Genomic DNA, 26886 nt, shown 5'->3' with positions numbered 1-26886 from the left:
ATATTATACATATTATCATATTAGTTAATAAAATGGATGAAGGAAATGGGTTTAAGCCTGTTCATGATGGTAGCACATTTACGAAACCTTTTTCTGAAAGTTTCTAATGGTTGCCTGTCCGTTCTGTTTCTGCCAAGAATAAGCCTGCTTCCTGCCCCTGCCGCAGATTGATGCGGCGGGTTTTTTCTGCTCTTCCTCCCTGCATTGAACTTAAAACCACCCGCAAGGGAGGTGGGAGTGGGAGGGGAAGTTTGGAACTGTAGGAGCGTGAGCGTCCGCCTTTGTCTCCGGATGTTATCCGCTGAAAGCGAATATAATCCAAAACATCTGGAGACAACAGCGGCCGAAAGTCCAAACATTCCCCGCAGCCACGCCCGCCACTCCCACGCCCGCCCAGCTTTCAGTTCAATGCTCCCGTTACCACGATAATCATTTCCCCAGAACGCCGCAGAAAGGCCCTTTTATGAGCAAATGATTGTATTCGTAACCTCCTGAACGCTGTAATGTGAGGCTTGTAACCAATACAAGTTAAACGGAGGTCAAATTGGCATGAACAAAAAATCCTTCACCCTGCTCCTGTCTGCACTGCTCACGTTCAGCATGTTGACAGCGTGTTCAGGAAACAGCAACAAGAATAACGAAGCATCCCCAAGCAATGCGGGCACCAGCGGCGGGACAGACACCGCAACGAAAGCACCGGAGCCGGAGAAACCGACAGAGATTAAGATTATGCTGCCACTGAACACGTCAGAGACTCCACCGGATACGATTAAGACGGAAGTGGAGAAGTTAACGAATACGAAGCTCACCTATCAGTTCTACCCGGCAGATACGTATGAAGAGAAACTGAACTCATCGTTCGCCACGGGCTCTCTGCCGCAGGTTACGTATTTGAAGAACCAGACCACTTTCCTCCAGATGAAAGAGTCGATCAAGGACGGGCAGTTCTGGGAGATCGGACCGCTCTTAAGCGAGTTCCCGAATCTCAATAAGCTGAAGCCGGAAATCCTGAACAATACCAAGGTGGACGGCAAGCTGTATACCCTGTATATTGGACGCCCGCTGGCACGCCAGGGCATCATTTACCGCAAAGACTGGGCCGACAAGCTGGGCCTGAAGCCGCCTGCGAATGTGGATGAGCTGTTTGCCATGGCCAAGGCGTTCACGGAGCAGGACCCGGACGGCAACGGCAACAAAGATACGATTGGTATCGTAGACCGTAACGAACTGGTCTATGGTGCCTTCAAAACCGTATCCTCCTGGTTCGGCACACCCAACAATTGGGGAGAGAAGGATGGACAGCTGGAGCCTGAATTTACGTTCCCGCAGTATTTCGACACGATGGATTTCTTCAAAAAAGCCCGCGACGGCGGCTATATGAACCAGGATTTTGCGGCGACCAGTAAAACCGATGCGGTAAAAATGTTCGTCAGCGGCAAAGCGGGGATGTATATCGGCGGCTCGATGCAGGATATTGATACCCTGAACAAAGACCTGATTAAGAATTTCCCGGATGCCGTGCTGGATACGCACAGTATGGTTGCCGGACCGGACGGAAAGTTCGCGCAATGGATGATTCCAGGCTACAACAACGTCGTGCTGTTCCCGAAATCTGCAGTTAAGGATGAGGCAGAGCTGAAGAAAATTCTGGCGTTCTATGACAAGATGATGACTCCTGAGGTTGCCAACCTGATGTACTGGGGCATTGAAGGGACCCACTACACTGTCGTAGACGGAAGAGCCAAACCTGCCGATGACAAAGAGCTGATCGAGCGTGAGGTTAAGGGCTACAAGGACAGTGTAATCGGTGAAGCGGAGACGAATGGCATGTACCAGAGCTTGAACGTCCTGCCAGGCAGAATTCACGCTGAAGAATTGCTGCTGGAGAATGTGAAGGTAGGTGTGGCTGATCCTACGGCTGCGCTGGATTCCCCTACCTATACTTCCAAGGGCGTAGAGCTTCAACAGATCATTACAGATGCCACATACAAATATATGTACGGACAAATCGACAAGGCCGGATTCGAAAAAGAAGTGCAGGCCTGGAAAGACCGCGGCGGCCAGAAGATTATTGAAGAATACAATGCCGTGTATAAAAAATAGGCAGCAGTTTTGTAGTAACTGAATACAAATGAAGCTGAAAAGGCTGCTAACAACGGTAGTTCAGCAGTCTTTTCGGATTCTCTTGGCGAGCCGGCAGTCAGGCACCAATTATGAAGCAGAAAGGAAGAGTATTATGCAGGAAGTCTCCGCTCAGCCTGGTGTGGTTCCCGAGCTGAAGCCCAAGAGCTACAAGAGCAGCAGTGAGCTCAAAAAACGTCTGTGGAGAAACAAATTGCTCTACGTCATGCTGATTCCGGGTGTGCTGTATTTTGTGGTTTTTAAATATTTGCCGATGTACGGTCTGATCATCTCGTTTCAGGATTACAAGCCTTACCAGGGGATAACAGGAAGTGACTGGGTGGGGCTGAAGCATTTCCACCGTTTATTTGCGGAGCCGGATTTCCTTAATATTCTGGGGAACACCTTGATTTTGTTCGGAATGAACATTTTATTTTATTTTCCGGTTCCGATTATTCTGGCGTTAATGTTGAATGAGCTGAGAGGCAGTTTTTTCAAAAGAACCTTTCAGACGCTCATCTATTTGCCCCATTTCATGTCCTGGGTTATCGTTGTTTCGATTTCATTTGTCATGGTTACGATGGACGGCGGGATTATCAACGAGCTGCTGGCCTATTTCGGTTTTGAAAAGATTAATTTCCTGCTGAGTCCCGGCTGGTTCAGGCCGATGTATATCCTTCAAGTCATTTGGCGGGAAGCGGGCTGGGGGACGATTATTTATCTGGCTTCGATTGCGGCTATTGACCCCGGACTCTATGAAGCTGCACGCATGGACGGAGCCGGACGGCTCAGACAAATCTGGCATATTACCCTCCCGGCGATCCGCGGCGTCATCATTACATTGCTTATTCTGAAAATTGGTTCCGTGCTCGATCTTGGATTTGAACATGTATATCTGCTGCTGAACTCCATGAATCGAGAGGTTGCGGAAATTATTGATACGTATGTGTACACGGCCGGACTCCGGCAAGGGCAATTCAGCTACAGTACGGCTATCGGATTCTTCAAATCCGTGATCGGACTGATTATGGTTATGTCGGTCAACAAATTGTCCAAGAAAATGGGCGAAGAAGGCGTTTATTGAGAACCTGCGGGAGGAATTGAAATGGTAGAAGATCGCACGATCAGCGGCAGAATCTTTTCTGCTGTGAACTTTACACTGCTTGCCCTCATTACCTTGATTACCGTGCTGCCGTTTGTGCATGTGGTTGCCGGCTCCTTCACCACAAGTGCTGAGATTGCGGCCAATAAGTTTGTGCTGATTCCCAAGGTGTGGAGTCTTGAAGCGTACAAGTTTATTTTCTCGACGGACACGATTTTTAGAGCGATGGGTGTCTCCATAGGGGTTACACTCGTTGGCACGCTGTTCAGTATGTTCATCACTGCCCTTATGGCCTATGGCCTCTCCAGAAGGGATCTGGACGGGCGAAATGTCTTCAACTTTCTCGTAGTGTTCACTATGCTGTTCCACGGCGGGATGATTCCCACCTTCCTGGTGGTGAAGGAGCTAGGTCTGATCGACTCGTATGCGGCCCTGATTCTGCCTTCGGCGATTAGTGCATTCAATATGATTATCCTGAAAAACTTCTTTCAGAATATCCCTGAAGGCCTTGAAGAATCGGCTAAAATCGACGGCTGCAACGACTTCGGCATCCTGTTCCGGATTGTGCTGCCCCTGTCCTTGCCGGCGATTGCAACGATTTCCCTGTTCTATGCTGTTACTTACTGGAACACCTATATGACTGCGATCCTATATCTGGATAATAGTGCGAAATGGCCTATTCAGGTGCTGCTCCGGCAAATCGTGGTGCTCGCGAGCGGAATGGACTACAGTTCCTCCCTGGATGCGACCAATCCGCCGCCGGACCAGACGATTAAGATGGCGGTTATCGTGGTAGCCACGCTGCCGATTCTGATGGTCTATCCGTTCCTGCAGAAGCATTTTGCCAAGGGAGCTATGCTGGGATCGATGAAGGGTTAAGGGAAGCGACGGACCGAATATGAACATCTAAAGTTCAACTTATATAGTGGAAGGGGAATGGAGATGATAGGCAGTCTGCCGGCAACACCTATGGAATGGGCACAACAGGCCTGTGATTCTTTAATGGATACTTATAAAGCAGGAGAGCTGCCTCCAGCCCACCGCTGGCATTACCATCAGGGTGTGTTCCTGTGCGGTATGGAACTATTGTGGGAAGCTGTCCAGGAGGACCGCTATATTGAATATATTCAGCAATATGTGGATGATCTGGTGGATGAGAACGGCAATTTGTATTTTGCCCGGGACGAGCTGGATGCGGTTCAGGCAGGATTGCTGCTGTTCACGCTGCATGAGCGGACCGGCCAGCCGAAGTACCGGATTGCTGCCGATAAGCTGCGCAACCTGCTGCTGACGCTGAACCAGACCTCGGAAGGCGGATACTGGCACAAGGATAAATATCCGAACCAAATGTGGCTGGATGGGCTGTATATGGCCGGAGTATTCTCCCTTAAATATGCCAATGCGTATGGCGAAACCGGCTTGCGAGAAACCGTATTGCATCAGGAGCGGCTGATGCGGAGGCATATGAAGGATGAGGCCACGGGACTCCTGTACCATGCCTGGGATGAGAGCAAACGCATGCCCTGGGCGAACCCGCAAACCGGCTGCTCCCCGGAGTTCTGGAGCCGGTCGCTGGGCTGGTACGGACTCGCCGTCTCGCAGTTCCTGGATCTGCTACCTGCCGGCGATCCGGGTAGAGCGGAGCTCGCTACCGAACTGGGCAGCTTCGTCGAAGCTCTCATCCGGTATCAGGATGGGGGGAGCGGACTGTGGTATCAGGTAGCCGACAAAGGCAACCAGCCGGATAACTGGCTGGAGACCTCGGGCTCCTGCTTGTTCGTCTATACCATTGCCAAGGCTGTGAAGCACGGCATCGCTCCACCCGGGGCATTGGCCGCTGCCCGCAAGGGGTATGAGGGCTTGATCCGGGTGCTGAAGCAGGACGAAGAGGGCAGGCTGATTCTGCCTGACATCTGCATCGGCACATCGGCGGGTGATTATGAGAACTACGTCACCCGGCCGAAGGTAAGCAATGATCTGCACGGCGTCGGCGCACTGGTCATGGCTTGTGTGGAGATGCAGTCTTTGTATGACGGAGCAGCGTCTGCGGGTTGAGATTAGCGCGGAGGGGGTGGCCGTAGGGGCGCTGCGGCGCGCTTTCACGGCAGAAGTAGCTGGGCTGCTCCGGTGTGATGGCCAGGAGCGACGTGAACTGGCGCGGAACGGACTAATCAGAGGTAGAAATACCTCTGATTCCGTCCACTTGGCCCGGAAAGGCCCCATCAGAGGTAGAAATACCTCTGGTTCCGTCAATCTGGCCAGAACCGGCCCCATCAGAGGTAGAAATACCTCTGATTCCGTCCACCTGGCCCGGAAAGGCCCCATCAGAGGTAGAAATACCTCTGGTCCCGTCCACTTGGCCCGGAACGGCCCCATCAGAGGTAGAAATACCTCTGGTTCCGCTCATCTGGCCCGGAAAGGCCCCATCAGAGGTAGAAATACCTCTGATTCCGCCTAACTGGCCCGGAACGGCCCAATTAGAGGTAGAAATACCTCTGGTTCCATCCACCTGGCCCGGAACGGCCCCATCAGAGGTAGAAATACCTCTGGTTCCGCCTAACTGGCCCGGAACGGACCAATCAGAGGTAAAAATACCTCTAGTCCCGTCCACCTGGCCCGGAACGGGCCCATCAGAGGTGAACCCAGGGAGGAAATTCCGTTGATTGCATGGAAGGAGTGTAGCTGGTGTTTAATATAGTCGATTATGGAGCCCTGCGGGACAGTGGAGAACCCGCCACAAGCGCGATTGCGGCTGCGATTGCAGCGGCGGGTGAGGCGGGTGGAGGGACGGTGTATGTCCCGGCGGGCACTTTTTTGACGGGGGCAATCCAGCTCCAGAGTAATATTGAATTGCACTTAAGTCCAGGGGCCGTAATGTCATTCAGTACCCTTCCACAGGACTTTCCGGCAGTGGAGTCCAGATGGGAGGGTGTGAAGCGGGAGGTGCACTCCCCCTGCATCTTCGGTAAGGATTTGGTCAACATCTCCATTACCGGTAGCGGTACCATTAACGGCAACGGTAATCCGTGGTGGGAGAAGCACAGGAATCATCCGGAGCAGCTTGAGCATCCGCGTCCGACGTTGATCGGTCTCAGCGGTTGCCGGAGGGTTACCATCAAGGATGTGTTGCTGATGAATTCACCGAGCTGGACAGTGAATCCTATCGGCTGTAGCAATGTAACGATTGACAATGTATCCATCCTGAACCCGGCAGACTCGCCGAATACGGATGGAATCAACCCCGAATCCTGCTCAGGTGTTCATATCAGCAACTGTCACATTGATGTGGGCGATGACTGCATCGCGATCAAAGCAGGGACCGAAGACACAATGGAGCGTATTCCCTGCGAGAACATCACCATTACCAACTGCACGATGGTCCATGGACATGGAGCGGTTGTGCTCGGCAGTGAGATGAGCGGCGACATCCGCAATGTGACAATCAGTAACTGTGTGTTCAAGCAGACCGACCGTGGAATCCGCATGAAATCCAGACGCGGGAGGGGTGGGATCATCGAAGATATCCGAATCAGCAATATTGTGATGGAGGACGTCATTTGCCCATTTACGCTCAATCTGTATTATTTCTGCGGACCGCGCGGCAAGGAGAAATACGTCTGGGACAAAAATCCCTATCCCGTTACCGCTGAAACGCCTTGTTTTCGCCGGATTCATTATGCCAATATTACAGCCCGGAATGTCCATGCTGCTGCAGGATTCCTGTATGGACTTGCGGAGCAGCATGTCTCGGAGATTACATTCACGAACGTGGATATCTCAATGGCGAAGAATGCGGTACCCGGAGCTCCGGATATGATGACAGGGCTTGAGCCGATGAAGGGACGGGGCTTTTATCTGGGATATGTACGGGATGTGCAATTCCGCCAGGTGACGGTTGAGAATCACGAAGGCCCCGCTTTCTACATTGAGAACGGGGAAGAGGTCGAGCTTATGAACTGCCGGTCCAAAAACACCGTCAAACCGGAAAAGCTGATCGAACGGGTTACCGTTGAGCCGGTCAGCAGTTAAGTGAAAAGTATTGATATGGAACCGTGGCCCGTTTGGGGGCTGCGGTTTTTTTGGCTGCTTAAGTTCGAAGGGGAAAGGTAATAGATAATAGAAGGTTTGCTTTTGCCGGGTTTGTTCGGGAAAACGTTTTGCAATCTAGAACGCTTGAAGCTATAATTAGTACCAAGTACTAATATCAGATACTAATTTATGGGGTGATACTTTTGAAGGGTGCCAAAATTACTGCAATCGGAGCTTATGTTCCGGCCCGGAGACTTACGAATAGCGATCTGGAGCAGATCGTGGATACCGATAATGAGTGGATTATCCAGCGGACCGGAATCCGTGAACGCCGAATTAGCCGTGAGGATGAATATACCAGTGATTTATGTGCAGCCGCTGTGCTGGATCTGATGAATCGTTACGGAAAAAGTGTGCAGGATGTCGATATGATCCTCGTAGCCACAAGTACGCCCGATTTTCCTTTTCCTTCGGTTGCATCCATTCTGCAGAACCGTCTGGGGATTCAGCCTACAGCCGGAGCAATGGACATGAGTGCTGCCTGCGCCGGATTTGTCTATGCGCTGCATACGGCACATGCCTACGTGGCTTCCGGTCTGCACCGTAAGGTGCTGGTTCTTGGGGCGGATGCGTTATCTAAAATTACAGACTATACCGACCGGAGCACCTGTATCCTTTTTGGTGACGGGGCTGGGGCTGTGCTGGTGGAGAGCGATGAACAAATGGATGGCTTCGCCGGGTTCCATCTGGGCAGTGACGGCAGCGGGGCGCATCATGTATACCGCACAGGCCTGTCGCACAGGGTGAATGAGATAGATCTTATAGACACTGGCAAGCTGGTGCAAAATGGCCGTGAAGTGTTCCGCTGGGCGGTACGTACCGTGCCTCAGGGTGTGCAGCAGGTGCTGGACCATGCCGGAATCAGCCTGGACCAGGTGGACTGGTTCATTCCGCACAGCGCCAATTTGCGGATGATTGAACCGATCTGTGAGCGGTTGAATTATCCTTTTGAGCAGGCATTATATAGTCTTGAATATTTCGGGAATACTTCAGCCGCCAGCATTCCGCTTGCCCTGGATCTTGGTATCCGCGAGGGTAAGGTCGTGAACGGCCAGCAGATTCTGCTGTATGGCTTTGGTGCGGGGCTAACGCATGCTGGTCAATTGGTGAAGCTGGCACTGGCCCCCGAGGTCTCGCCTCCCACCCCTCTCTAACCGAAAAATGACGCCCAAAACCAGAAAAACAGTGCCTTGAACCCTTACATCAAATAAGGGATTATATTATCGAAAGTGTTTTCGAATAGTGTTGTCTGCTTAAGAAAGTAAAAGTTGCGCCGGAGGGAGGACTGCTGAGAGCACTGTGGGGTTGTTACAGATTGCTAAGATCACCATGGGTAGCTGACGTTGCTGATGATACAGTGTGAGGCTGCTGCATAAGTACTTTAGCTGCTTGGATACTTAAGGGCCTTCAAAGGAAAGCGAGCATGCTGGTGAGGCTCACCGTTAATAGAAAGCTGACGTCAAGGGTTCACCAGCTCGCGGCAGGCCTGCTTTCGGGTTAGCGCGTCACACGGCTGCCGCAGGATTCGCGGACGATCAGCGCCGGTTCGACGACAAAGGAACCGCCGTCCGACTGATTGTTGATGAGATCGAAGAGCATATGTGCCGCGAGCACGCCGAGACGTTCTTTATTCTGGCGGATGGTAGTCAGTGTGGGGCTGGTGTATTTGCAGGCTTCGATGTCATCGCAGCCGATGACGGCAACATCCTCGGGGATCCGCAGCCCCTGTTCCTTCAAGGCCCGGATCGCACCCAGGGCGAGCAGATCGGAGGCGGCGAAGACCGCTTTTGGCAAACTTCCGGTCTTCAGCAGCTGCTGCATCGCCGCATAGCCGCTGGATTCGAAGAAGTCGTCCCCATGCACGAACCACTTCCGGTTCAGGGTCAGGCCGAAGCTTTCAATCGCTTTTACGTATCCGGCTTCCCGCTGGTTGGAGATCTCCGAGTCCGCCGTACTTCCGATGAACCCAAGCTCTCTGTGGCCGAGCAGATAGAAGTGCTCCACCACCTTGGAGGCGATCTGGAAATTGTCAGACATCACAAATCCGGACTTTGTGCCGGTCAGTTCCAGGTCTACGCCGATGCAGGGGATGCTGCTCTTATCGAGATCGCGGATCGCCGGCTCCATCTTTTGCCCGGAGATAATGACGCAGCCGTCGACATTAAAATGCAGACAACGGGAGTAATAATCTCCGCTGCTAATGAACTTCTCGTTGGAGAAGAAGATCAGATCGTAGCCCAGCACACCCATCTGTTTCTTGAAGGAATTCAGCACCTCCACAAAAAATGGATGCGTGAATTCAACATTAAGCTCACCGGCAAAAATAACCCCGATCAGGTTGGACTTTTTGGTGGCAAGTGTCTTGGCGGAGTTGGAGGGGGAGTACCCGGTCTGCTCGATGATTTCCATGACCCTTTTTTTTGTTTTTTCGGAAACATCGCTGTAATTATTCATGATTTTCGAAACGGTAGAGACGGAGACACCCGCCATTTCAGCGATTTTTTTAATATTCATTTGCATGGAAATCCAACCTCCGCTTATCCGTGCATTCAGTCCAAAAGACTGCTACGCCGCGCTTATTCATGAATTTAAGTCTATTCAACTTGCTGTAGCAAGTCAAACGGTTATTGTATGAGAAGTACGCGGGCTGGCATGGATTGCACGGATTAGAGTGTATTGATGCGGGTATTTTCGAAACCGATTTCGATTTTACACGGGAATGAACAATAGGACTTCGGGGAGGAATAAAAAGGATGAAGAAAAAGGTATCCGGTCTGCTTGCTGCCATGGTTCTGGCCTCAGGGCTTTTGTCACCGCTGGGCAGCGGCGGGGGCCGCGCAGAAGCTGCCTCCGGTCAGACGGCAGAGAATGATTCAGCTTTGCAGACAAACCGCGTAACGGCAGCGGAAGGAAATCCATCCGGCTACGATATATTGAAAGCGTTTACTGATGTGCCGGCGGATAGCTGGGCAGCCCGTGGGGTTCAGCGCTGGAGCGGGATTGGAGTTGTCAGCGGCTATGGGGACGGCACGTTCCGGCCCAATGCTCCGGTGACGAAAGCGGAATTTGCCGTAGTGATCAACCGCATCTTTAACTACACCGTAGAAGCTGCCACCCTCCCTGCTGATGTACCTGCATCTGCATGGTACAGGAGCGATATTGCCAAAGGCATCGCGGCAGGCTATTTAAGCACGGGCAAGGACAATCATCTGGCACCCGCAGCTCCGTTAACGCGTGCCGAGGCGGCCGTGGCTTTGCAGAAGATTTTCAAGCTGGAAGCGGGAGGGCAAACGGCTTACAGCGATTTGACCGGGGGGGACAGCGAGGTTAGGGAAGCAGCGGCGGCACTTGCGGCCGCGGGATATATTAAGGGCTATCCGGGCAGCTTGTTCAAGCCGGAGGGGAGAATATCCCGTGCGGAGCTCGCTGTCCTTGCAGATCGGATGGTGCCGGGGCTGCTGCGCTCGAAAGGGGAAGCCACACTTGGAAAGGTGCAAGGAAATGTGGTGCTGAACCAAGCCGGGATCACACTGAAAGACACTGTGATTGAGGGGAATCTCTACCTCACGGAGGGAATTGGTGAAGGTAATGCCCTGCTTGAAAGGGTGAAAGTGACGGGCACAACCTTTATCCGCGGCGGCGGCGAGCATAGCGTGGGTCTTCAGAACAGTGAAATAGGCAGAGTGCAGGCAGCCAAGTCTGATGGGAAAATCCGCATTTATGCCAGCGGCACCACCTCAGTTGGAACCGTGCAGCTGAATTCGGGAGCTACGCTAGAGGAGAATGGACTGACAGGAACGGGATTTACGGATGTAGAAATCTTAAACGGTGTAAAGGCAGCAGCGTTAAAAGGCAGCTTCTCTGCTGTCTCCACAGCTGGATCAGTTAATGGCGGCCTTAGTCTGATGCTCTCCGGCAAGGTCAGCAAGCTAACCCTGGGCAGTCCGAGCCAGGTTATGCTGGCAGATGATGCCCGGGTCGCAGAGCTGCTGCTTACCGCGACTGCCAAGGGCACTTCCCTTCAGGGCAGCGGCATCTTCGGCGCTGTCCTGAACAATGCTGAAGGCGTCACCGCCGGCGGCGTTCCGCTGAAGCAGGGCAGCAGCGGTGCAGTCACCGTAACGCCAGCCGTGACCCAGGGACCAGCAGGCTCATCCGGCACGAACCCGCCGGCCACAGTCACGCCAACCGCAACAGCTACACCGGCCGCAACAGCTACACCGGCCGCAACGGCTACGCCGACCGCGACAGCCACACCAACGGCTAAGCCAACTTCAACTCCTGCGGCCGATCCTTGGACGCTGGTGTGGAATGATGAGTTCAACGACAATACCATAGACCCGGCGAAGTGGACCTATGACCTGGGGGACGGCACGGCAGTCGGCAATCCGGGCTGGGGCAACAATGAGCTGGAATGGTACACCAATGAAGCGAAAAATGTGAAAGAAGCGGACGGTAAGCTGATCATTACGGCCCGTAAAGAAGCACAGGGAGGCAAGGAATACACCTCCTCCCGGATCAAAACGAAGAATTTGTTCAGCAAGAAATACGGTAAATTCGAAATCCGTGCTAAAGCGCCTGTAGGCAAAGGCTACTGGCCGGCGATCTGGATGCTGCCGGAGAACTATGTCTACGGTTCATGGGCGGCCTCCGGGGAAATCGATATTATGGAAAGCTGGGGCAGCCGGCCAGGCACGGTCGCGGGTACGATCCATTACGGCGCCCAGTGGCCTGACAATGTATATTCAGGCAAGGAATATGTATTGCCGGGCAACTCAACAATTGAGCAGTTCCACACCTATTCTATGGAATGGGAGCCGGGGGAAATCCGCTGGTATGTGGATGGTGTACTGTATTCCACCAAAAATGACTGGTATAGCTTAAGTAACGGCCAGCCGGCGAACAACGCTTATCCGGCACCGTTCAACCAGGAGTTTCATCTGCTGATGAACCTGGCGGTGGGCGGTAATTTTGACGGCAACCCTACAGCGGAGACGGTATTTCCGCAGACCATGGAAATCGATTATGTCAGAGTCTACGAGTTGACAGGCCGCCCTTACCGCGAGCCGGTACCCGTCACAATTGCGAAGGAGCCGTATCTTGAAGGTTCACTGCCGCCGCTTGCAGATGGCAACCTGATTCATAACAACGGATTCACCGAGCAGACGGGGGGCGATGCCGGAATGGGCATCCCGAATACCGCCCATTGGGTGCTGTATAAGGAAGCCGGAGCGGAAGCGGCGGTATCGCTTGATCCGATTGGCGGGCAGAATTACCTTAAGGTGAATATAACCAGCCCTGGGGGCAATTCATATTCCATTCAGCCACAGGCCATAGTGTCGCTGGCCAAGGGAAGAACCTACAAGCTCAGCTTCGACGCGAAGACGGATACTTCGCGGAATATCAGCGTCCGGCTGACGGGCGGGCAGTCCCGTGGTTATCAGGCCTATTCACCGTCACTTAAGGCCGAGCTGACTTCATCGCTGAAGCATTTCGAAACCATGTTCCAGATGAAGGAGAACTCCGACATTGCCGCCCGGGTAGAATTCAACTTGGGTACAAATGCTTCTCCGGTATGGTTCGGCAACGCGCGGCTCGAAGAGATCGACAGTATTCCATTCGATCATGACCGGGCGAAAACGCCGCTGGGCAGCGGCAACCATCTGTACAACGGCACCTTTGATCTGGGCGAGCCGAACCGGCTCAGCTACTGGCATGCCGAAGCCTCCGGAGGAGCAGCGGTCAGTCCTAAGGTGGACGATGCAGGCCGATTAAATCTGCAGATCAGCGGTTCTGGCAGTGGGGACTCCGATGTCCGTCTGTTGCAGAAAGGGATATTCCTGGTGCAGGATCAGGATTATAAGCTTACCTTTGACGCGGATGTGCCTTCCCCGCGCACTGCAGTAATTGAGCTGCAGGGCAGAGATGGCACGGTCTACGCTTCTAAGACAATCTCTCTGAAGAAGGGAGCCCAGCAGGTGGAGGCTGTATTCCCTGATCTCGCCGGAGCAACCGATACGCTGGGACAATTTGTACTCCATCTTGGCGGAGCCGTGGGCACCATCCAGCTGGATAACTTCCTGCTGGTGCGGACCAGCTTCTACTATGATCCTTCGCTGGTTTATTACCCGCTGGTGAACGGGGATTTCAGCTTTGGCTTTAACAGCTGGGAGCGGCTGCTGACGGAGCAGGGTGGAGCAAGCACCGCTGCGGTTACGAAAGGGGCAGCCACATTTCAGATTACCAATACCGGAAGCCAGCCCCATTCGGTAATGCTGTTCCAGAATGGGCTGAAGGTTGCCAGCGGTCAGGATTACGTCCTTGAATTCGATGTAAGTTCAAGTGTTGCCCGGAAAATTAGTATCACTGCGGAGAATGCTTCGTATCAGCCCTCTTTTGCGCAGATCGTGAAGATTACACCGGATACCGCTCACTACAGATTCGAATTCCGCCAAGGGATCAACGACACCCTGTCGCTGAAATTCCTGCTGGGCAAGGTGGATGGGGCGAGTGTTACCCAGGCGCATGAGGTGGTGATCGACAATGTGAAATTGGAGATCAAGAATGCGCCGGCCAAGCCGCAGGAGCTGCTCGGAGACAGCACGAACAATCGGGTATCCCAGCCGGTAGAACTGACTTTCACTGAGAATGCAGCCTGGCGCAGCAGTATCAAGACGGTGAAGGTGAACGGCACTGCGCTTGCGGTGGGGCAGTATACCGTAGAAGCAGGCAAAATTACGATAGCCGCAGCTGCTTTCCCGGCTGAAGGCAGCTATATCATTTCGGTGGAAGCGGATGGCTATGTCAGTGCTACCGTATCCCAGACTATTCTGGCGAATGATAACAATCTGGTCGTGAACGGTTCATTTGCCAGCGGTAAAAGCGGATGGTCTACCTGGTCCGGGGAAGGCGGGGTATCTTCGTTTAACGTCAATGAGGGTGTTGCGGAGATAGGGATTTCTGTTGCCGGAACGGCCGCCTGGCATACGCAGTTTTTCCAGGAGGGCATTCCGCTCCAGGCCGGTAAGACCTATGAGCTCAGCTTCAAAGCCAAGTCGACCGTTCCAAGACAGATTATCGTGGAGTACAGCGGCACCTCTGCCGCAGCGTCGCAGGCGAAGTTCGAGGTTTCCGCGACCTGGGCGACCTACAGCGCACAATTTACCGTGGATAACAATAGTCCGCTGAAGCTGAATTACCTGGTCGGTGCGGCCATGGGAGACGACAAGACGGCGAATAGCACGCCGCATACGCTCTCCTTTGACGATATCAGGGTTACAGAAGTGGAAGGCGGGGGTGGTGCACCTGTGCAACCCGCCAGCGGTACGCTGGATAATGGAGTCTTTGATGCGGCAAAAGGCCTCTCTGGATGGACGCAATACTTCGATGGCACCGGTTCTGCTGCTGCGGTGAACGGAGAACTGTCTGTCGCGCTGACGGGTACGGGAACAGCCAATTACAGTGCACAGGTGGATTATGCCAATTTGAAGCTGGTGCAGGGCAAGACGTATACGCTGAGTTTTGAAGCCCGCTCCGATGTGGACCGTTTGATTGAAGTTGCTGTGGAGCATAAGGGCGGGGATTTCACGAAATATTTACCGGCAAAAGCTGTCGCATTGACGGGCAGCATGAGCACTTACAGCTACACTTTCACCATGGCGGGCGGCACGGATGCCGGAGCGCATCTGGTCTTCCTCATGGGTCTGATTGCAGGCAACAGTGACAGTACCAACAGTGCGATACAAGCAGGCCATCATATTTTCATTGATAATGTAAGCTTGGCAGAGGTTCTGTAAGGGGCATAATTATTCCATAAACGTCAAACAGCCGAAGTCCTGTGATTCAGGATCTCGGCTGTTTATTTTGCGTGAATATGAGGGATATGATGCAGAATGCCCTAAGATTCTTTAGGAATCAGTTCGAAAATTTTGCCGGTTTCCAGTGCTTCAATCAGCTTCAGCAGCCAGCGGTAGTATTTAATCGCTTCTTCAATCTTGACTTCATCGGTACGTAGCAGCTGCTCCATAGCCGGTTCATCTGCATACTCACTCTTCATAAGCTGGATTTCGTGAAGCGATTTGCCGAGTGCGGTCATATTTCCTTCGACGGCTTTTCTCCATTTAATAGAGAAGTAGTCACTGAAGTTCTGATGCCAGTCAGGCACAACCTCGAATAGATCCTTGCGGGTCCCTTTTCCCCATACCTTGTCGATCATCTTCAGATCCAGCAGGGTGCGCACCCCTGTACTCATGGATGTCTTGCTCATTCCCATCGTCCGGCTCAGTTCATCCAGTGTTACAGGACCCTGATTGAAGTACATATAACCGTATAAATGCCCAATGGACAGTGTAATACCGTACAAATCCATATTTTTGCCGATGGAATCAATAACGCGTTCCCGGGCTTTGCTGATTCGCTCTGCTTGTTCGGGCGCAAGCCCTTCTAAATCATTCATAAGGTCCCTCCTGAGGTGTAGGCTAATGACTGCAAACCTCTATTGTGTATTGTAATCAAATCCCTGTCCATAAGTAAAGAATTCGTCAGGAACGGGATTTGCCGTTAAACAGAGTATTCTATACATAAAGTATGTAAAGTTAAAACTGTACACTAAATTTTAAGTGTATATGAACTTTGCGTCGCTTTTCACATGTCAGGTACACTAGTTCGAGTGAAGTAAGCCAGAAAATTTGCTAGCCGGAAGAAGGAGGTCACCATGGCAATTATTGAGGTGAAGCAGTTAACCAAGGTATTTGGTCATGATGCGGGACGGGCTCTTCCATTATTAGAACAAGGATGGTCCAAAGAGAAAATCGCCCAGGAAGCCAAGCTGACGGTTGGTGTCAACAAGGCGGATTTCCGCATCGAAGAAGGAGAAATATTCGTCATTATGGGATTGTCCGGCAGTGGCAAGTCCACACTGGTCCGGTTATTGAACCGTTTGATAGAGCCTACAGGGGGACAGGTGCTTTTTAAAGGCAAGGATGTTGTCCAAATGAATCCTGAGCAGCTGCGCCAGTTCCGCCGTAAGAATATCGGCATGGTGTTCCAGAAGTTCGCATTGTTCCCGCACCGCAGCGTGCTGGCGAATGCTGAATACGGTCTTGAAGTGCAAGGGGTAGAGAAAAAAGAAAGAACACGGCTTGCGATGGAAGCTCTGCAGCTCGTAGGCCTTAAAGGCTGGGAGCATCACCGCCCTGATCAGCTAAGCGGAGGCATGCAGCAGCGGGTAGGCCTTGCACGCGGACTTGCGAATGATCCGGATATCCTGCTGATGGATGAGGCCTTCAGTGCGCTGGACCCGCTGATCCGCAAGGATATGCAGCAGGAGCTCCTGGAGCTGCAGTCCAAGATGAAGAAGACGATAGTATTCATTACGCATGATCTGGATGAGGCCCTGCGCATCGGTGACCGCATCGCCCTGATGAAGGATGGCGTGATTGTGCAGATCGGTACGCCGGAAGAGATTCTGATCCAGCCTGCCAATAAATATGTAGAGCGATTTGTCGAGGATGTCGATCTGTCCAAGGTGCTGACCGCAGCCCATGTGATGCGTCAGCCGGAAATGATCCGGCCGGAGCGCGGTCCGCGCGTTGCGCTGCAATTGATGCGGGACAGCGGCGTGTCCAGCCTGTATGTAGCTGACAAAGAAATGAAGCTGCAGGGTGTGGTCACGGCGGAGGATGCAGCGCAGGCGCTCAAGGAGAACAAGTCCATCCTTGAGGTGATGCGCCGGGAGATTCCGCGTGTATCTCCGGATACACTGCTGAATGATCTGTTTGAACTTATGTCTGAGACGCATCTGCCTGTTGCAGTAGTGGACGAGGGCAGCAAGCTCAAGGGCATTGTCATCAAAGGGGCTGTTTTGTCCGCCCTGGCGGGCAATGCGGTTCCGGAAGGAGATGGAATTCGGTGAATATTCCTAAGTTGCCTCTGGGCAAAGCGATCGAATGGCTGGAGAACTGGCTGACCACTTATCTGGGTCCCTTGTTCGACTTCATTCATATGATTATCGGCGGAATGGTGGGCGGCATCGAGACGGCGCTCACTATTCTTCCAGCCCTGGTTCTAATTGTGATTATTACGGCTCTGGCCTATTGGATCGGCAAATGGCGTATGGCGCTCTTTGCCCTTGCCGGACTGCTCCTGATCGACAATCTCGGTCTTTGGGGACCGTCAATGCAGTCCCTTGCACTTGTGCTGACAGCCTCGGTGCTGGCGGTGCTGATCGGCGTACCGCTTGGCGTGCTTTGCGCGCAGAGTAACGGAGTGCAGAATACAGTGACTCCAGTACTGGACTTCATGCAGACCATGCCGGCGTTTGTCTATCTGCTGCCTGCGGTATCTTTCTTTTCACTCGGGGTGGTTCCCGGTGTGATTGCTTCCATTATTTTTGCCATACCGCCTACCATCCGCCTGACCAATCTGGGCATCCGCCAGGTTTCCCCGGAACTGGTGGAAGCCGCAGATGCGTTCGGCTCCACAGCGGGCCAGAAGCTGTATAAGCTGCAGCTGCCGATTGCGCTGCCGACTATTATGGCCGGTGTTAACCAGACCATCATGCTCTCGTTGTCGATGGTCGTGATCTCGTCAATGATCGGAGCGCAGGGCGTAGGCGCCTACGTATACCGGGCTGTGTCACAAGCCAAGACGGGTGCGGGTTTTGAAGCAGGGATTGCCATCGTGATTATCGCGATTCTGCTTGACCGCATGACACAGAAACTGGTTAAACCCAAAAACGGATAGGAGTTGTTATTCATATGAAGAAAAAAACATGGGGTATACTAATGCTGATCTTGCTGGTGGCGGTCGCCGCCGGTTGTTCGTCCAATTCGTCCAAGGGGAATCCAAAGGTAAAACTGGCCTATGTGGCCTGGGATTCAGAAATCGCCAGCACGAATGTAGTCAAAGAAGTGCTGGAGTCCAAACTGGGAGCTACAGTGGAAATGCTACAGGTCGATGCCGGACCGATGTGGGCGGGAATTGCAGACGGCAGTGCCGATGGTATGGTAGCCGCCTGGCTGCCGGGTACGCACGCCTCTTATCTGGAAAAATACGGGAAGGATATCGAGGATTTGGGCCCGAATCTTGAGGGTACCAAAACCGGGCTTGCCATTCCAGCCTATATGGATATACAGTCTATCGAGGATCTGAAGAATGCTGATGTGGCGAAGTCGCTGAATCACCAAATCATTGGAATTGAACCCGGTGCCGGTATCATGACTACGAGTCAAAAAGCAGTGGATGCCTATGGACTAAGCGAATATACCCTGCTGGAGAGTTCTTCGGCGGCGATGGCACAGGAGCTGCAAAAGGCTTATGCGGACAATCAGCCGATTGTCGTTACCGCATGGACGCCCCACTGGATGTTCGCCAATATGGACCTGAAGTACCTGGAAGATCCGAAGGGCATCTATGGCGGAGCTGAGCAGATCCATACGATGGTCCGCAAAGGTCTGAAGGATGATATGCCGGGTGTCTACCAATTCCTGGACCAGTTCCAGTGGACAGCGGAGGATATGGCACAGGTAATGGTGGATATCCAGGGAGGTATGTCACCAGAGGATGCTGCAAAAGTCTGGGTTTCGGAACATGAGGAGCAAGTAAACGGCTGGATTACCGGAATTGAATAACTGATCTTTTAAATTTGCGGTATTTTGCAGCGGCTAAAAATGTATGCTATGATGTATGGAACATACGGCTACAATTTTGTAACTTGTACGCTAAGCTTCTGTTCCTACATATCATATATGCACTAAGCAGATTCATTTATTAGACACCCCGTAAGGGGTGTTTTTCTTGAAATATAAGAATTTATGTGATTCACGCCGCGCCGGTCCAAGGATGCAAGAAAGGAGGCTGCTCCATGACAGAGACCATTAATGCCTGGATCGATTGGCTGCTGCAAACACTCGGACTCAGCGGACCGTATATCCTGTTCGTCACCATTCCGCTAGCGGTACTACAGAGTCTGTTCGGATTTTTCCCCCTGGCGATCCTTATTGTCCTTCATGTGTCTGTATTTAATGTAATCGGAGGAATGGTCATCAGTTGGCTGGCCTGCAATTTGGGGGCAATCCTCACCTACTTCCTCTTTCGGCGGTTTCTCTACGACTGGTTCGACCGGAAATGGCGCTCCAAGCTGAAGCGGTATGACAAGTGGCAGCGCTACCTGGACCGCTATGGTATCTGGACACTGGTGCTGCTGCGGACGGTCCCGGTCGTACCCAGCAATATTATTAACTTCATGTCAGCGGTGTCGCCGATTAAGGTACCGGCTTTTATCTGGGGGACGGTTCTTGGCAATCTTTCTTATATCTGGCTGTTCGGAACGATCAGTTCAACACTTGTTGTCCCAAGAGAGGAATGGAACGGATTCCTGACCTGGTATGGAGTATTTGTCCTTGTTCTTCTTGCTATCTTTATCCGCCGCCACTGGGGACATCTGCAGGAGGATAAGCGGAGCCGGATGGAATAGCGATTGTGGTAAACAATGAGGAGTGTTTCTTCCGGGAATGTACCCGGGGAACATTCTTCTTTTTTTTGCCGTTCCCGAATAGCCTATAGTAACCGGAGGCGGCTTGACCTCCGGGAAGGCGGGGAGGGACAGAGGGTATGGGCAGAATTAAAAAATGGGGGAGCCGAAGCGCAAGAGTCCCGGGTTTGCGGCGGCTGAGGCTACCCAAGCTCAGCTGGGACGGCATTCCGAGAGCCGCGGGACGGAGCCCGGCGTTCAAGGCCAGGCCAGCAAAGGGGGGAATCCCAAGACTTGCAGGCGCAAGTCCGGCATTCCGGGCCAAGCCCTCCAAGGCGGGGGGACGGCTGTCTGTTCTAAGGATAGGGTATGGAGAGCCCAAGCGAAGCAATCTTCTCCGTCTGCCGGGCCGGATGAAGAGAAAGAATACGGCCTCTGTTTCAAAGGGACCGAGTCAGAGACCGCATAATCGGGGCAGATTCTGGATTATTTTCAGTCTGGTGCTTATTCTGTCGGTCATGCAGAGTTTCCGTTATGTGGAAAAGCATTTGCAGCCGCCTATTCTTCATTTGGCGCAAATCCGCGTGAAGCAGATTGCCACGGAATCGATTAATAAGGCGATCACCTCCCAAGTGGCCGACAAGGGAAACGCCGAAGCACTGATTGACTGGAAAACGGACAAGAACGGTAAAATATCAGGCTTTATGCTTAATTATAAGGAGCATATGCGTATTACCTCACAGGCGGCAGAGGTGATACAATCCACGTTGAAGGAACTGCACAATCAGACGGAGCATATTCCGCTCGGCCAGGCATTGGGAAGCTCGCTGATTGCTTCCTACGGTCCGAATATACCGGTCAAGATTGAACCGCAGGGTGCGGTGAAGGTGGAGCTTAATACACGCCAGCAGGATGCCGGAATTAATATGATTCTGGTCGAGGTCTATATTCATATCGTTACAGAGGTGGCAGTCATTATCCCATTCGATGTAGAGCCGCAGGTTGTGGATACGGAAATTCCCGTTTCTTATCTGATGGTGGTGGGCGATGTCCCGATGTACTACTACGATAACCAGGGTCAGCCTGTCGGAGTGAACGGCAGCAACGCGCCTGGAATTGCCATCCCCGCTCCTCCCACAGGCGGGAGCCAGACAGGACCATCGGTGCCAAGCGGAGGCAATGCGGGAAATAATAGTTCCACAGGCGGTATGGACGATTCTAAGAATTCCGGTACACCGAATACCAGTCCTGCAGGAGATGAGACAGGCAGCAGCTCCGGTATGGACAGTCTGTGAAGTCACTCCGGATTCGTTCCGCCTGAAAGTTTATCTTAAATGTGAGGGATATACTAGATATTTGGCTCATACACTTTAGGCAGCATCATTTTTACCTAAATGGAGAGTGAGCCCTGATGTCATATGAATCTGATTATTCTGCCAGCATAGAACGTCTGGCGGGCAGATATAGGTACTTGGAGCAGGAAGGACTGCTTCCCCTACCGGTGAAAGACGGTATAACTCTAGTGGTCCAGCTGCGTCATGCCGGGTGGGCTGTGGAATGCCTGAATCTTCTTCAGCAGCACTCCGGTGCTTCTGTCATGTTGATTGGCGTCGCCATGGATCGGGATTTCCCGCTGCCACCCTTGGTGGAGGCTTTTCCGGGGGCAACCTTCATTCCCTATGAATCGGGAAATGATGGGGTGAACGAAGCCCTGGCTTATGCCGGGACCCCTTATGTCGCGCTAATTGAAGATACGGTGATGGTATCTCCGGGCTGGATTGGCCATCTGCTGTGGCCTTCAATCGATGATCCGGCTGTCCAGGTCATTGCGCCCCGCTCCTCTACAGAACTTGGGGAGGGGAGGGAGCAGCTGCATTTTGGCACCGATCTGGAATTGTCCGCTTATGTCTGCCATACCCTGGAACGGCAGCAGGGCGGCTGGCATGAGGTGGAGGTACTGGGCGGCTCCTGCCTGATCTTCACCAGGGAACTGCTGCTGCGGATCGGCGGGTTCGATCCGGGGCTTGTCCGGCGGCAGCTGATGGTGGCCGACTGGTGCCTCCGGGCCCGGCAGCTGGGGGTTCGTCTTGCGCTGAGTGATGCCGTGTACGTTCATTCGCTTCATTCGCTAGAGGCGGATCAAGGAGGCAAGCAGGAAGGAGAGCAGGCGTACCTCGCCAAATGGGGACTGGATGCCAGTACAGTGAAGATGGATACAGATGCGGGTATTCTTCCGGTACCTGCGGATGTATCCATTTTGCTGCCAAGGCCCGGGATACCGCTGGGAAGATCGGCGGTTGCCCCGGTTCCGCTCGTCACAGCAGTCGTCTTTTCTGAAGGAATACTAACCTCCGGGCAGTCTCTTCGATCCCTGCAGCGGCTGCAGGAGCAGCAAAGCTATGGCAACATCCGCTGGGTTTGGGTCAGGGATATCCGCAGTGAAGCTCACCCGGAAATTGCTGTGCGGGAGCAGGATGCCGTCATAGCCGTTCAAGGTGAGAAATCCTGGCTTCATGCGCTGGAGAACGTCTCCGCCTTATACGGTAGCGAGATTGTAGTCTATCTCTCTGCTTCCGCTGATTATGACACTCACTATGTGGAGCGGATTGCCGGGGCTGTCCGGCATGGTTCAGCCGACCTCGTAGTCAGCCGGACGGGTTCGGCAATGGAGGAGGCTGCGTCTGATCATGGATGGCCTGGTCCGACCGCGAAGAAGCTTCCACTGGAACGGATTGCGCACAGGAGTGGAATAGTCCCAGGCCGCATCACCAGGGGGGAGCCCCCTTACAGTCTTCTGCTTGCACCCGGGCCTTCCCTGGCTATAGGGTATATAGGCGGTCCGCCTGAGCTCAATGCCAGCAACATGCAGGCAGGCGGGGAGGTATGCTTATGAACTATTTGATTCTCAGCCGCGTCTCCTGGGAAGAGTATCCATATAAAAGACTGCTGGATCTTTTGCCGGAGCGGGCAGACATCTGCTTTGCCGGAGGGATGACGCCTGAGCAGCAGGCCTATAGCGGAATTCGGTCGGTGGCCCTGACGGAGTTGAATACTTGGGATGGCGGGAGTTTCACTCTGCTTGTCTCTTCCCCCTACTGGCTACCTGATGTGCTGGCCCTCCAGCCGGCCTACACAGTGGCTCTGCTGGAGCCGTGTCCCGAAGGCGAGAATGAGATCATGTGGGAAAAATACAGCGCATTGCTTGCCGCCCGAGCAGACCTGGTAGGCACTGTTTCGGAACGGTTATACCTGGAGCAGAATCTGTGCAGACCGAGGGTGGTCTATCTCAGCGGAGATTATCCGTTGTCCTGCGGGCTGCTCCGGCGGGGAGAACGGCTGTTTTTTCTGTCTGACTATGAGGAGGTTTGGATACGTGCACTTACCGGATTGTGGCAGCCGGCCTGCTCCGGGGCAGGGGACTGGCTTGTCATTCAGCGCCGCCTAAGAGCCGACTTCTACGTGTCCATGTGCGGGAAGATGCCTCATCAGCCTACGGTGCATTATTTGGCCGCCACCTATTTATATTTGTTGGGGGATGAAGCCGCCGAGCGGTATTTGGCGAAATCTTTTGAACTCATGCTGCTGCATGATTATACCGATTGCCTTCACTCACACTACCGTTTCTTCTCGGCCATGGAAGCCAAGAAGGGCAATCTGGCGCTGGCGGTTGCCCAGTACGAAATCACGGCGTTTACCGAGGAAGAAAGAAATACAGCCGTGCAGATGAGAAGGTGGCTGGACAGTGGAGACTCCGGACTGCTCCAGGCGGAACTTTACCGCGTGAATGAGGACGTCGCGGAGGCGATCCGTGTTCTGGAGAACTTGTCCTGCCCTGAAGCACAGCCGCTGCTGCTCCAGAATTATATCGCCTCCTTCCAGTGGGAAAAGGCGCTGCAGCTCCAGCATCTAACGGCGCTTAGCAGCAGTGAGGCCGGAGTCATTCCGCTGCCTGGCGGTGCAGTGCTGCAGCAGGGTGGCGGGATGCCGCCCGCAAGTACGGCCCTGATGGCAGGGACCGGAATTTCGGCCTACGGCGGCGTTCAACTGCCTGTCATTGAAGGTACGATGCATCTGCTGCATGGCAGAAGACATGCGGCGATCCGCAGCTTTCTGCGGGTGGCAGGCGCGGGCGGCGAGGCGAGGACATTATTCGCCGAGATGGCCGACCTGGAGGAAGCAGTAGGACGATTGAAGGGGGGAGCCGATGATGAGCAAGCATAGGCCGCTGCGAAAAACCTCCGGGAATCGTCTTACCGCCATGCTGCAGGTAAGGAATGAGAGCGGACGTTATTTGGAACAAGTGCTTGAGGAACTGAGCGGTTTTGTGGACGATATTGTCATTGTTGATGATGCCAGCACGGATGACACGGCAATGCTGTGCCATTCTTTTGCCAAGGTGACAAAGCTGGTGACACTGGAACGACCGCTGTTCCACCGGGAATGGGAGCTGCGGCGGACACTCTGGGAGCTGGCGGTGTCGACGGACCCCGACTGGCTGCTGTCCGTGGATGCCGATGAATTCTATGAAGAAGAGGCCAAACGGGAAATGCGCCGCCTGATTGATCAGGATGCTTACGACTCTGTGGCGTTCCGGCTGCATGACTTTTGGGGCGGTACGACGCATTACCGTGAAGATGAGCACTGGAACATTCATATGAAGCATACCCGGACGCTGGTCCGGTATCTGCCGCAGTTTTATTATTTTACGCCGCAAATGAATCATCATGTCCCGCGCCTGCCGCTGTCTTACGCCGTTCTGCCCTCTTTCTTCGCAGAGCTGCGTGTGAAGCACTATGGCTGGGCGCTACCGCCTGAAGCCCTCCGGCAAAAATATGAGCGCTACATGGCGCTGGACCCCGAGGGGAAATGGGGCAGCCTGGAGCAGTACCGCTCCATTTTGGACGACAACCCCAATCTGGTGGAGTGGCAGGAGAGGCGGGAGCATGAAAGACCGGAATAGGTGCAGCAGCGAATAAGTTGCAGGAAGCAGCGGATGGGCGATTGCTATTGCAGACAATGCCGTGGAATCCGTTCACCTCTTCAACAGCCGTCGCGCAGAGCCGATCTGACGAGCAGCAGCCAGGGAATGCTTCCCCGGGGATTCTTCCCGGGATAAGCTTCTGCCGCCAGCAGCAGCTTATGATAGCTGAGGCCCAAGGCTGCTGCAGCGCTTCCCGATTGCTGCAGCGCCTTCCCTGCCGCCGGAACAAGCTGCGGCACTCTCCCGCAGGAATCGGATACAGCTGCATAGAGCAGCCATTCCGCTGCACAGAGTATGCTGCCGTATTGCTGCGCATGATTGCTGTATATAGAGCACCACTGCTCCCTGAAGGGAGCAGGTGCTTGCAGCAGTCCGCGCAGCAGCGGCTGAGGCAGGCGGCACCACTGGAACTGAGAGGGAGGCGTGTTCCTGTATAGCGTCAGCAGGCTGCTCCAGGCCCCGGCCTGAAGCAGCAGCTGCACAGCGTAGGACAGGCCGGGAAAAGATAATGGCTGGACCGCCGCCGGACCGGCCGGATGATCCGCATGGCCTGCCAGTTTCGCTGCCGGATCACCAGAGTGATCCGTATGGCTCTGCTGCGGCCATGCCGGATCGCCGCCACCGGATTCCAGCCCTATCCGGTGGTGTACCGCCGCGAGGCCTGGCCTGAGAGGGGCCAGGCGCGCGAGCCACTTCCCTGCAGCGGCGGCGTCGCCGGTGCGGCAGGCCCAGGCCCACAGATAGCCGTGTACCCACGGCTGCTCCGGGCCTTCATGCAGCAGCTGCTCCAGCGGAGCCGCAGCAGCTGCATCCAGCATCTGCGTGTGCCGGAACAGTTCCGGCAGCACACGCAGGATGGCTTGCACCGGAGCTGGCAGCTGAGGTGCAGCGGCCAATACCTGCAGCCATTCCCAGGCATGGGCATTCAGTGCTGCAGGGATACATCTGCCCAGCAGCTCTGAAGGCATGGCCTGAAGGGTCTGCCGGGTCAAGGCAGCCAGGCGCTGTTCCTCTCCTGCCAGCAGGCAGAGGGGAACAAGCTCTGCCCAAGCAGCAGCGCAGCAGGCATCATAGCCTATCGCCTGCTCCCAGCAATCTGCCGCTTCCTCATAGCGGAGCAGCCGCTCACAGACCTGGCCCATCACCAGGCAGGTCCGGATGGTCCCGCTGCCGGAGGAGGAGGGATATTTCTGCGCGGTGTCTCCGCTCTGCAGCGCTATTTTCAGCAGGTGGTAAGGCTGCTGCAATTCTCCTTCTTCCAGGAGCAGAACGGCATAGCTCTCCAGCAGATCCGTGAAATCGGGAAATAGGCGAAGACCGGCTTCATAGGCGGCTTTGGCCTCTTTAGTGCGTCCGCAGGCCTGCAGGGCGTAAGCCGTTTTCATATAAATATCGGCAAGATAGCCGGAGCCCGCAGGGGCTGTCTTCAGCAAAGGAAGCAGAAGTTCAGCGGCAGTCCCATACGCTCCTTGCTGGTAATGTTCAGTCCCCAGGGCGTACTGAAGGGGGATACTCGCCGGATCAAGCTGCAGAGCGGTTTGGATCAATTCCAGATTGCGGGCAGTTTTGTTCTTGCGGCGCAGCTCCTCATCCAGATAGCCATAATGCCGGACAGGAAGCGCTGCTGCGTAGGCGATGTTTCCGTCCGGCAGCGCCCAGATGCTGCTTGCAGCTTCTTCATGGATACTCCCCTGGAAAACAATGCGTTCATCATTACGGAACAGCCGGCAGACATTGTCCGTGACATAGTCCCCGCTATCCGCTGCTCCTACATAATGGATAAAAGGCAGAAAATAACCGTCCTCCTGCTCTGCGCCGAGCAATTCGTTCAGAACATCGGCCCGCCAGCCGCCAGCCGCCTCGTCGGCGTCAAGCACTAGAACCCAGGAACAGGAGGACTGCCGCAGTGTCCGGTTCCGGGCTTTGGCGAAATCCCCCTCCCAGGGAATTTCAATCACCTGTGCCCCGAAGCTCAGGGCCACCTCCATGCTGTTGTCGGTAGACCCCGTGTCGGCAATGATGATCTCCGACACCAATCCTGCAACCGAAGCCAGGCAGCGTTCCAGATGCTGAGCTTCATTCTTGATGATCATACACAGGGATACATCCGGGATAGACATC

19 protein-coding genes are annotated in these 26886 nt (G+C 53.9%); 15 read left to right on the top strand and 4 right to left on the bottom strand.

The annotated features are described in order from the left end of the window. Positions 1–549 precede the first annotated feature (549 nt). From A3849_RS03420 to A3849_RS03405, 4 genes are all read left to right on the top strand, one after another. A complete protein-coding gene (locus tag A3849_RS03420; protein WP_074110186.1) occupies positions 550–2103 on the top strand; it encodes an extracellular solute-binding protein in 1554 nt (517 codons plus the stop codon). A gap of 133 nt (positions 2104–2236) precedes the next feature. Continuing rightward, positions 2237–3205, top strand: coding sequence for an ABC transporter permease (locus A3849_RS03415; RefSeq protein WP_074083867.1), 969 nt, complete (start codon positions 2237–2239; stop codon positions 3203–3205). A 21-nt stretch (positions 3206–3226) separates the two neighbouring features. After that, complete coding sequence (locus tag A3849_RS03410; protein ID WP_074108664.1) at positions 3227–4102, top strand: carbohydrate ABC transporter permease; 876 nt, start codon at positions 3227–3229, stop codon at positions 4100–4102. Between the two features lie 63 nt (positions 4103–4165). Continuing rightward, positions 4166–5278, top strand: coding sequence for a glycoside hydrolase family 88/105 protein (locus tag A3849_RS03405; protein WP_083613349.1), 1113 nt, complete (start codon positions 4166–4168; stop codon positions 5276–5278). A gap of 112 nt (positions 5279–5390) precedes the next feature. Here the strand turns inward: A3849_RS03405 and A3849_RS03400 are convergent, their stop codons facing one another. After that, positions 5391–5834, bottom strand: coding sequence for a hypothetical protein (locus tag A3849_RS03400; RefSeq protein WP_074110184.1), 444 nt, complete (start codon positions 5832–5834; stop codon positions 5391–5393). A 74-nt stretch (positions 5835–5908) separates the two neighbouring features. On the opposite strand from A3849_RS03400, the gene A3849_RS03395 reads away from it, so the two are divergent. After that, on the top strand, positions 5909–7252 hold the full coding sequence (locus A3849_RS03395) for a glycoside hydrolase family 28 protein (RefSeq protein WP_074110183.1): 1344 nt from the start codon (positions 5909–5911) through the stop codon (positions 7250–7252). A 203-nt stretch (positions 7253–7455) separates the two neighbouring features. Continuing rightward, positions 7456–8466 carry a ketoacyl-ACP synthase III gene (locus A3849_RS03390; protein WP_083613348.1) on the top strand — a complete coding sequence of 337 codons (1011 nt, stop codon included), beginning with the start codon at positions 7456–7458 and terminating at the stop codon, positions 8464–8466. 343 nt (positions 8467–8809) lie between these two features. Here A3849_RS03390 and A3849_RS03385 read toward each other — a convergent pair whose 3' ends face one another. Next, the gene (locus tag A3849_RS03385) at positions 8810–9826 is read right to left on the bottom strand and encodes a LacI family DNA-binding transcriptional regulator (protein ID WP_074110193.1); all 1017 of its coding nucleotides are present in this window, start codon (positions 9824–9826) and stop codon (positions 8810–8812) included. Positions 9827–10065: 239 nt separating this feature from the next. On the opposite strand from A3849_RS03385, the gene A3849_RS03380 reads away from it, so the two are divergent. Further along, entirely contained in the window at positions 10066–15108 is a 5043-nt protein-coding gene (locus A3849_RS03380; protein WP_074110182.1) for a carbohydrate binding domain-containing protein, read from the top strand. A 101-nt stretch (positions 15109–15209) separates the two neighbouring features. On the opposite strand, the gene A3849_RS03375 is transcribed toward A3849_RS03380, so the two are convergent. Continuing rightward, positions 15210–15767, bottom strand: a complete 558-nt coding sequence (locus A3849_RS03375; RefSeq protein ID WP_074110181.1) for a GbsR/MarR family transcriptional regulator — start codon at positions 15765–15767, stop codon at positions 15210–15212. A gap of 258 nt (positions 15768–16025) precedes the next feature. On the opposite strand from A3849_RS03375, the gene A3849_RS03370 reads away from it, so the two are divergent. The 8 genes from A3849_RS03370 to A3849_RS03335 all read left to right on the top strand — a co-directional run bounded on the left by A3849_RS03370 (position 16026) and on the right by A3849_RS03335 (position 24744). After that, the gene (locus tag A3849_RS03370; protein WP_074110180.1) at positions 16026–17225 is read left to right on the top strand and encodes a quaternary amine ABC transporter ATP-binding protein; all 1200 of its coding nucleotides are present in this window, start codon (positions 16026–16028) and stop codon (positions 17223–17225) included. Continuing rightward, positions 17222–18055 carry an ABC transporter permease gene (locus tag A3849_RS03365; protein WP_074110179.1) on the top strand — a complete coding sequence of 278 codons (834 nt, stop codon included), beginning with the start codon at positions 17222–17224 and terminating at the stop codon, positions 18053–18055. The genes A3849_RS03370 and A3849_RS03365 overlap by 4 nt, the downstream gene beginning before the upstream one ends. Positions 18056–18069: 14 nt before the next feature. Next, the gene (locus A3849_RS03360) at positions 18070–18942 is read left to right on the top strand and encodes a glycine betaine ABC transporter substrate-binding protein (RefSeq protein WP_074110178.1); all 873 of its coding nucleotides are present in this window, start codon (positions 18070–18072) and stop codon (positions 18940–18942) included. A gap of 233 nt (positions 18943–19175) precedes the next feature. After that, positions 19176–19787, top strand: a complete 612-nt coding sequence (locus A3849_RS03355; protein ID WP_074110177.1) for a TVP38/TMEM64 family protein — start codon at positions 19176–19178, stop codon at positions 19785–19787. Positions 19788–19924: 137 nt separating this feature from the next. Beyond that, positions 19925–21079 (top strand): sporulation protein YunB, encoded by a 1155-nt coding sequence (yunB, locus tag A3849_RS03350; RefSeq protein WP_083613347.1) that lies wholly within the window; start codon positions 19925–19927, stop codon positions 21077–21079. Positions 21080–21195: 116 nt separating this feature from the next. Further along, positions 21196–22677: a glycosyltransferase family protein gene (locus A3849_RS03345; protein WP_074110176.1), complete on the top strand. Its 1482-nt coding sequence runs from the start codon at positions 21196–21198 to the stop codon at positions 22675–22677. Then, on the top strand, positions 22674–24005 hold the full coding sequence (locus tag A3849_RS03340) for a hypothetical protein (protein WP_074110175.1): 1332 nt from the start codon (positions 22674–22676) through the stop codon (positions 24003–24005). Before A3849_RS03345 ends, A3849_RS03340 begins: the two co-directional genes overlap by 4 nt. Further along, entirely contained in the window at positions 23992–24744 is a 753-nt protein-coding gene (locus A3849_RS03335; protein WP_074110174.1) for a glycosyltransferase, read from the top strand. Before A3849_RS03340 ends, A3849_RS03335 begins: the two co-directional genes overlap by 14 nt. Positions 24745–24824: 80 nt before the next feature. Here A3849_RS03335 and A3849_RS03330 read toward each other — a convergent pair whose 3' ends face one another. Continuing rightward, entirely contained in the window at positions 24825–26885 is a 2061-nt protein-coding gene (locus A3849_RS03330) for a tetratricopeptide repeat-containing glycosyltransferase family 2 protein (RefSeq protein ID WP_074110173.1), read from the bottom strand. Position 26886: the final 1 nt, after the last annotated feature.

Source organism: Paenibacillus sp. P46E, from assembly GCF_001909095.1.
Taxonomy (GTDB): Bacteria; Bacillota; Bacilli; order Paenibacillales; family Paenibacillaceae; genus Paenibacillus_AQ; species Paenibacillus_AQ helianthi.
This window is presented reverse-complemented; position numbering and strand designations above follow the sequence as displayed.

Excerpts from the sequence above, each read along its gene's own strand:
- A3849_RS03355 (WP_074110177.1), top strand. The coding sequence starts at position 19,176 with ATGACAGAGACCATTAATGCCTGGATCGATTGGCTGCTGCAAACACTC.
- A3849_RS03330 (WP_074110173.1), bottom strand. The coding sequence starts at position 26,885 with ATGTCTATCCCGGATGTATCCCTGTGTATGATCATCAAGAATGAAGCT.
- A3849_RS03335 (WP_074110174.1), top strand. The coding sequence starts at position 23,992 with ATGAGCAAGCATAGGCCGCTGCGAAAAACCTCCGGGAATCGTCTTACC.
- A3849_RS03345 (WP_074110176.1), top strand. The coding sequence starts at position 21,196 with ATGTCATATGAATCTGATTATTCTGCCAGCATAGAACGTCTGGCGGGC.
- A3849_RS03375 (WP_074110181.1), bottom strand. The coding sequence starts at position 15,767 with ATGAATGATTTAGAAGGGCTTGCGCCCGAACAAGCAGAGCGAATCAGC.
- A3849_RS03405 (WP_083613349.1), top strand. The coding sequence starts at position 4,166 with ATGATAGGCAGTCTGCCGGCAACACCTATGGAATGGGCACAACAGGCC.
- A3849_RS03385 (WP_074110193.1), bottom strand. The coding sequence starts at position 9,826 with ATGAATATTAAAAAAATCGCTGAAATGGCGGGTGTCTCCGTCTCTACC.
- A3849_RS03380 (WP_074110182.1), top strand. The coding sequence starts at position 10,066 with ATGAAGAAAAAGGTATCCGGTCTGCTTGCTGCCATGGTTCTGGCCTCA.
- A3849_RS03420 (WP_074110186.1), top strand. The coding sequence starts at position 550 with ATGAACAAAAAATCCTTCACCCTGCTCCTGTCTGCACTGCTCACGTTC.
- yunB (WP_083613347.1), top strand. The coding sequence starts at position 19,925 with ATGGGCAGAATTAAAAAATGGGGGAGCCGAAGCGCAAGAGTCCCGGGT.
- A3849_RS03410 (WP_074108664.1), top strand. The coding sequence starts at position 3,227 with ATGGTAGAAGATCGCACGATCAGCGGCAGAATCTTTTCTGCTGTGAAC.
- A3849_RS03370 (WP_074110180.1), top strand. The coding sequence starts at position 16,026 with ATGGCAATTATTGAGGTGAAGCAGTTAACCAAGGTATTTGGTCATGAT.
- A3849_RS03340 (WP_074110175.1), top strand. The coding sequence starts at position 22,674 with ATGAACTATTTGATTCTCAGCCGCGTCTCCTGGGAAGAGTATCCATAT.
- A3849_RS03415 (WP_074083867.1), top strand. The coding sequence starts at position 2,237 with ATGCAGGAAGTCTCCGCTCAGCCTGGTGTGGTTCCCGAGCTGAAGCCC.
- A3849_RS03360 (WP_074110178.1), top strand. The coding sequence starts at position 18,070 with ATGAAGAAAAAAACATGGGGTATACTAATGCTGATCTTGCTGGTGGCG.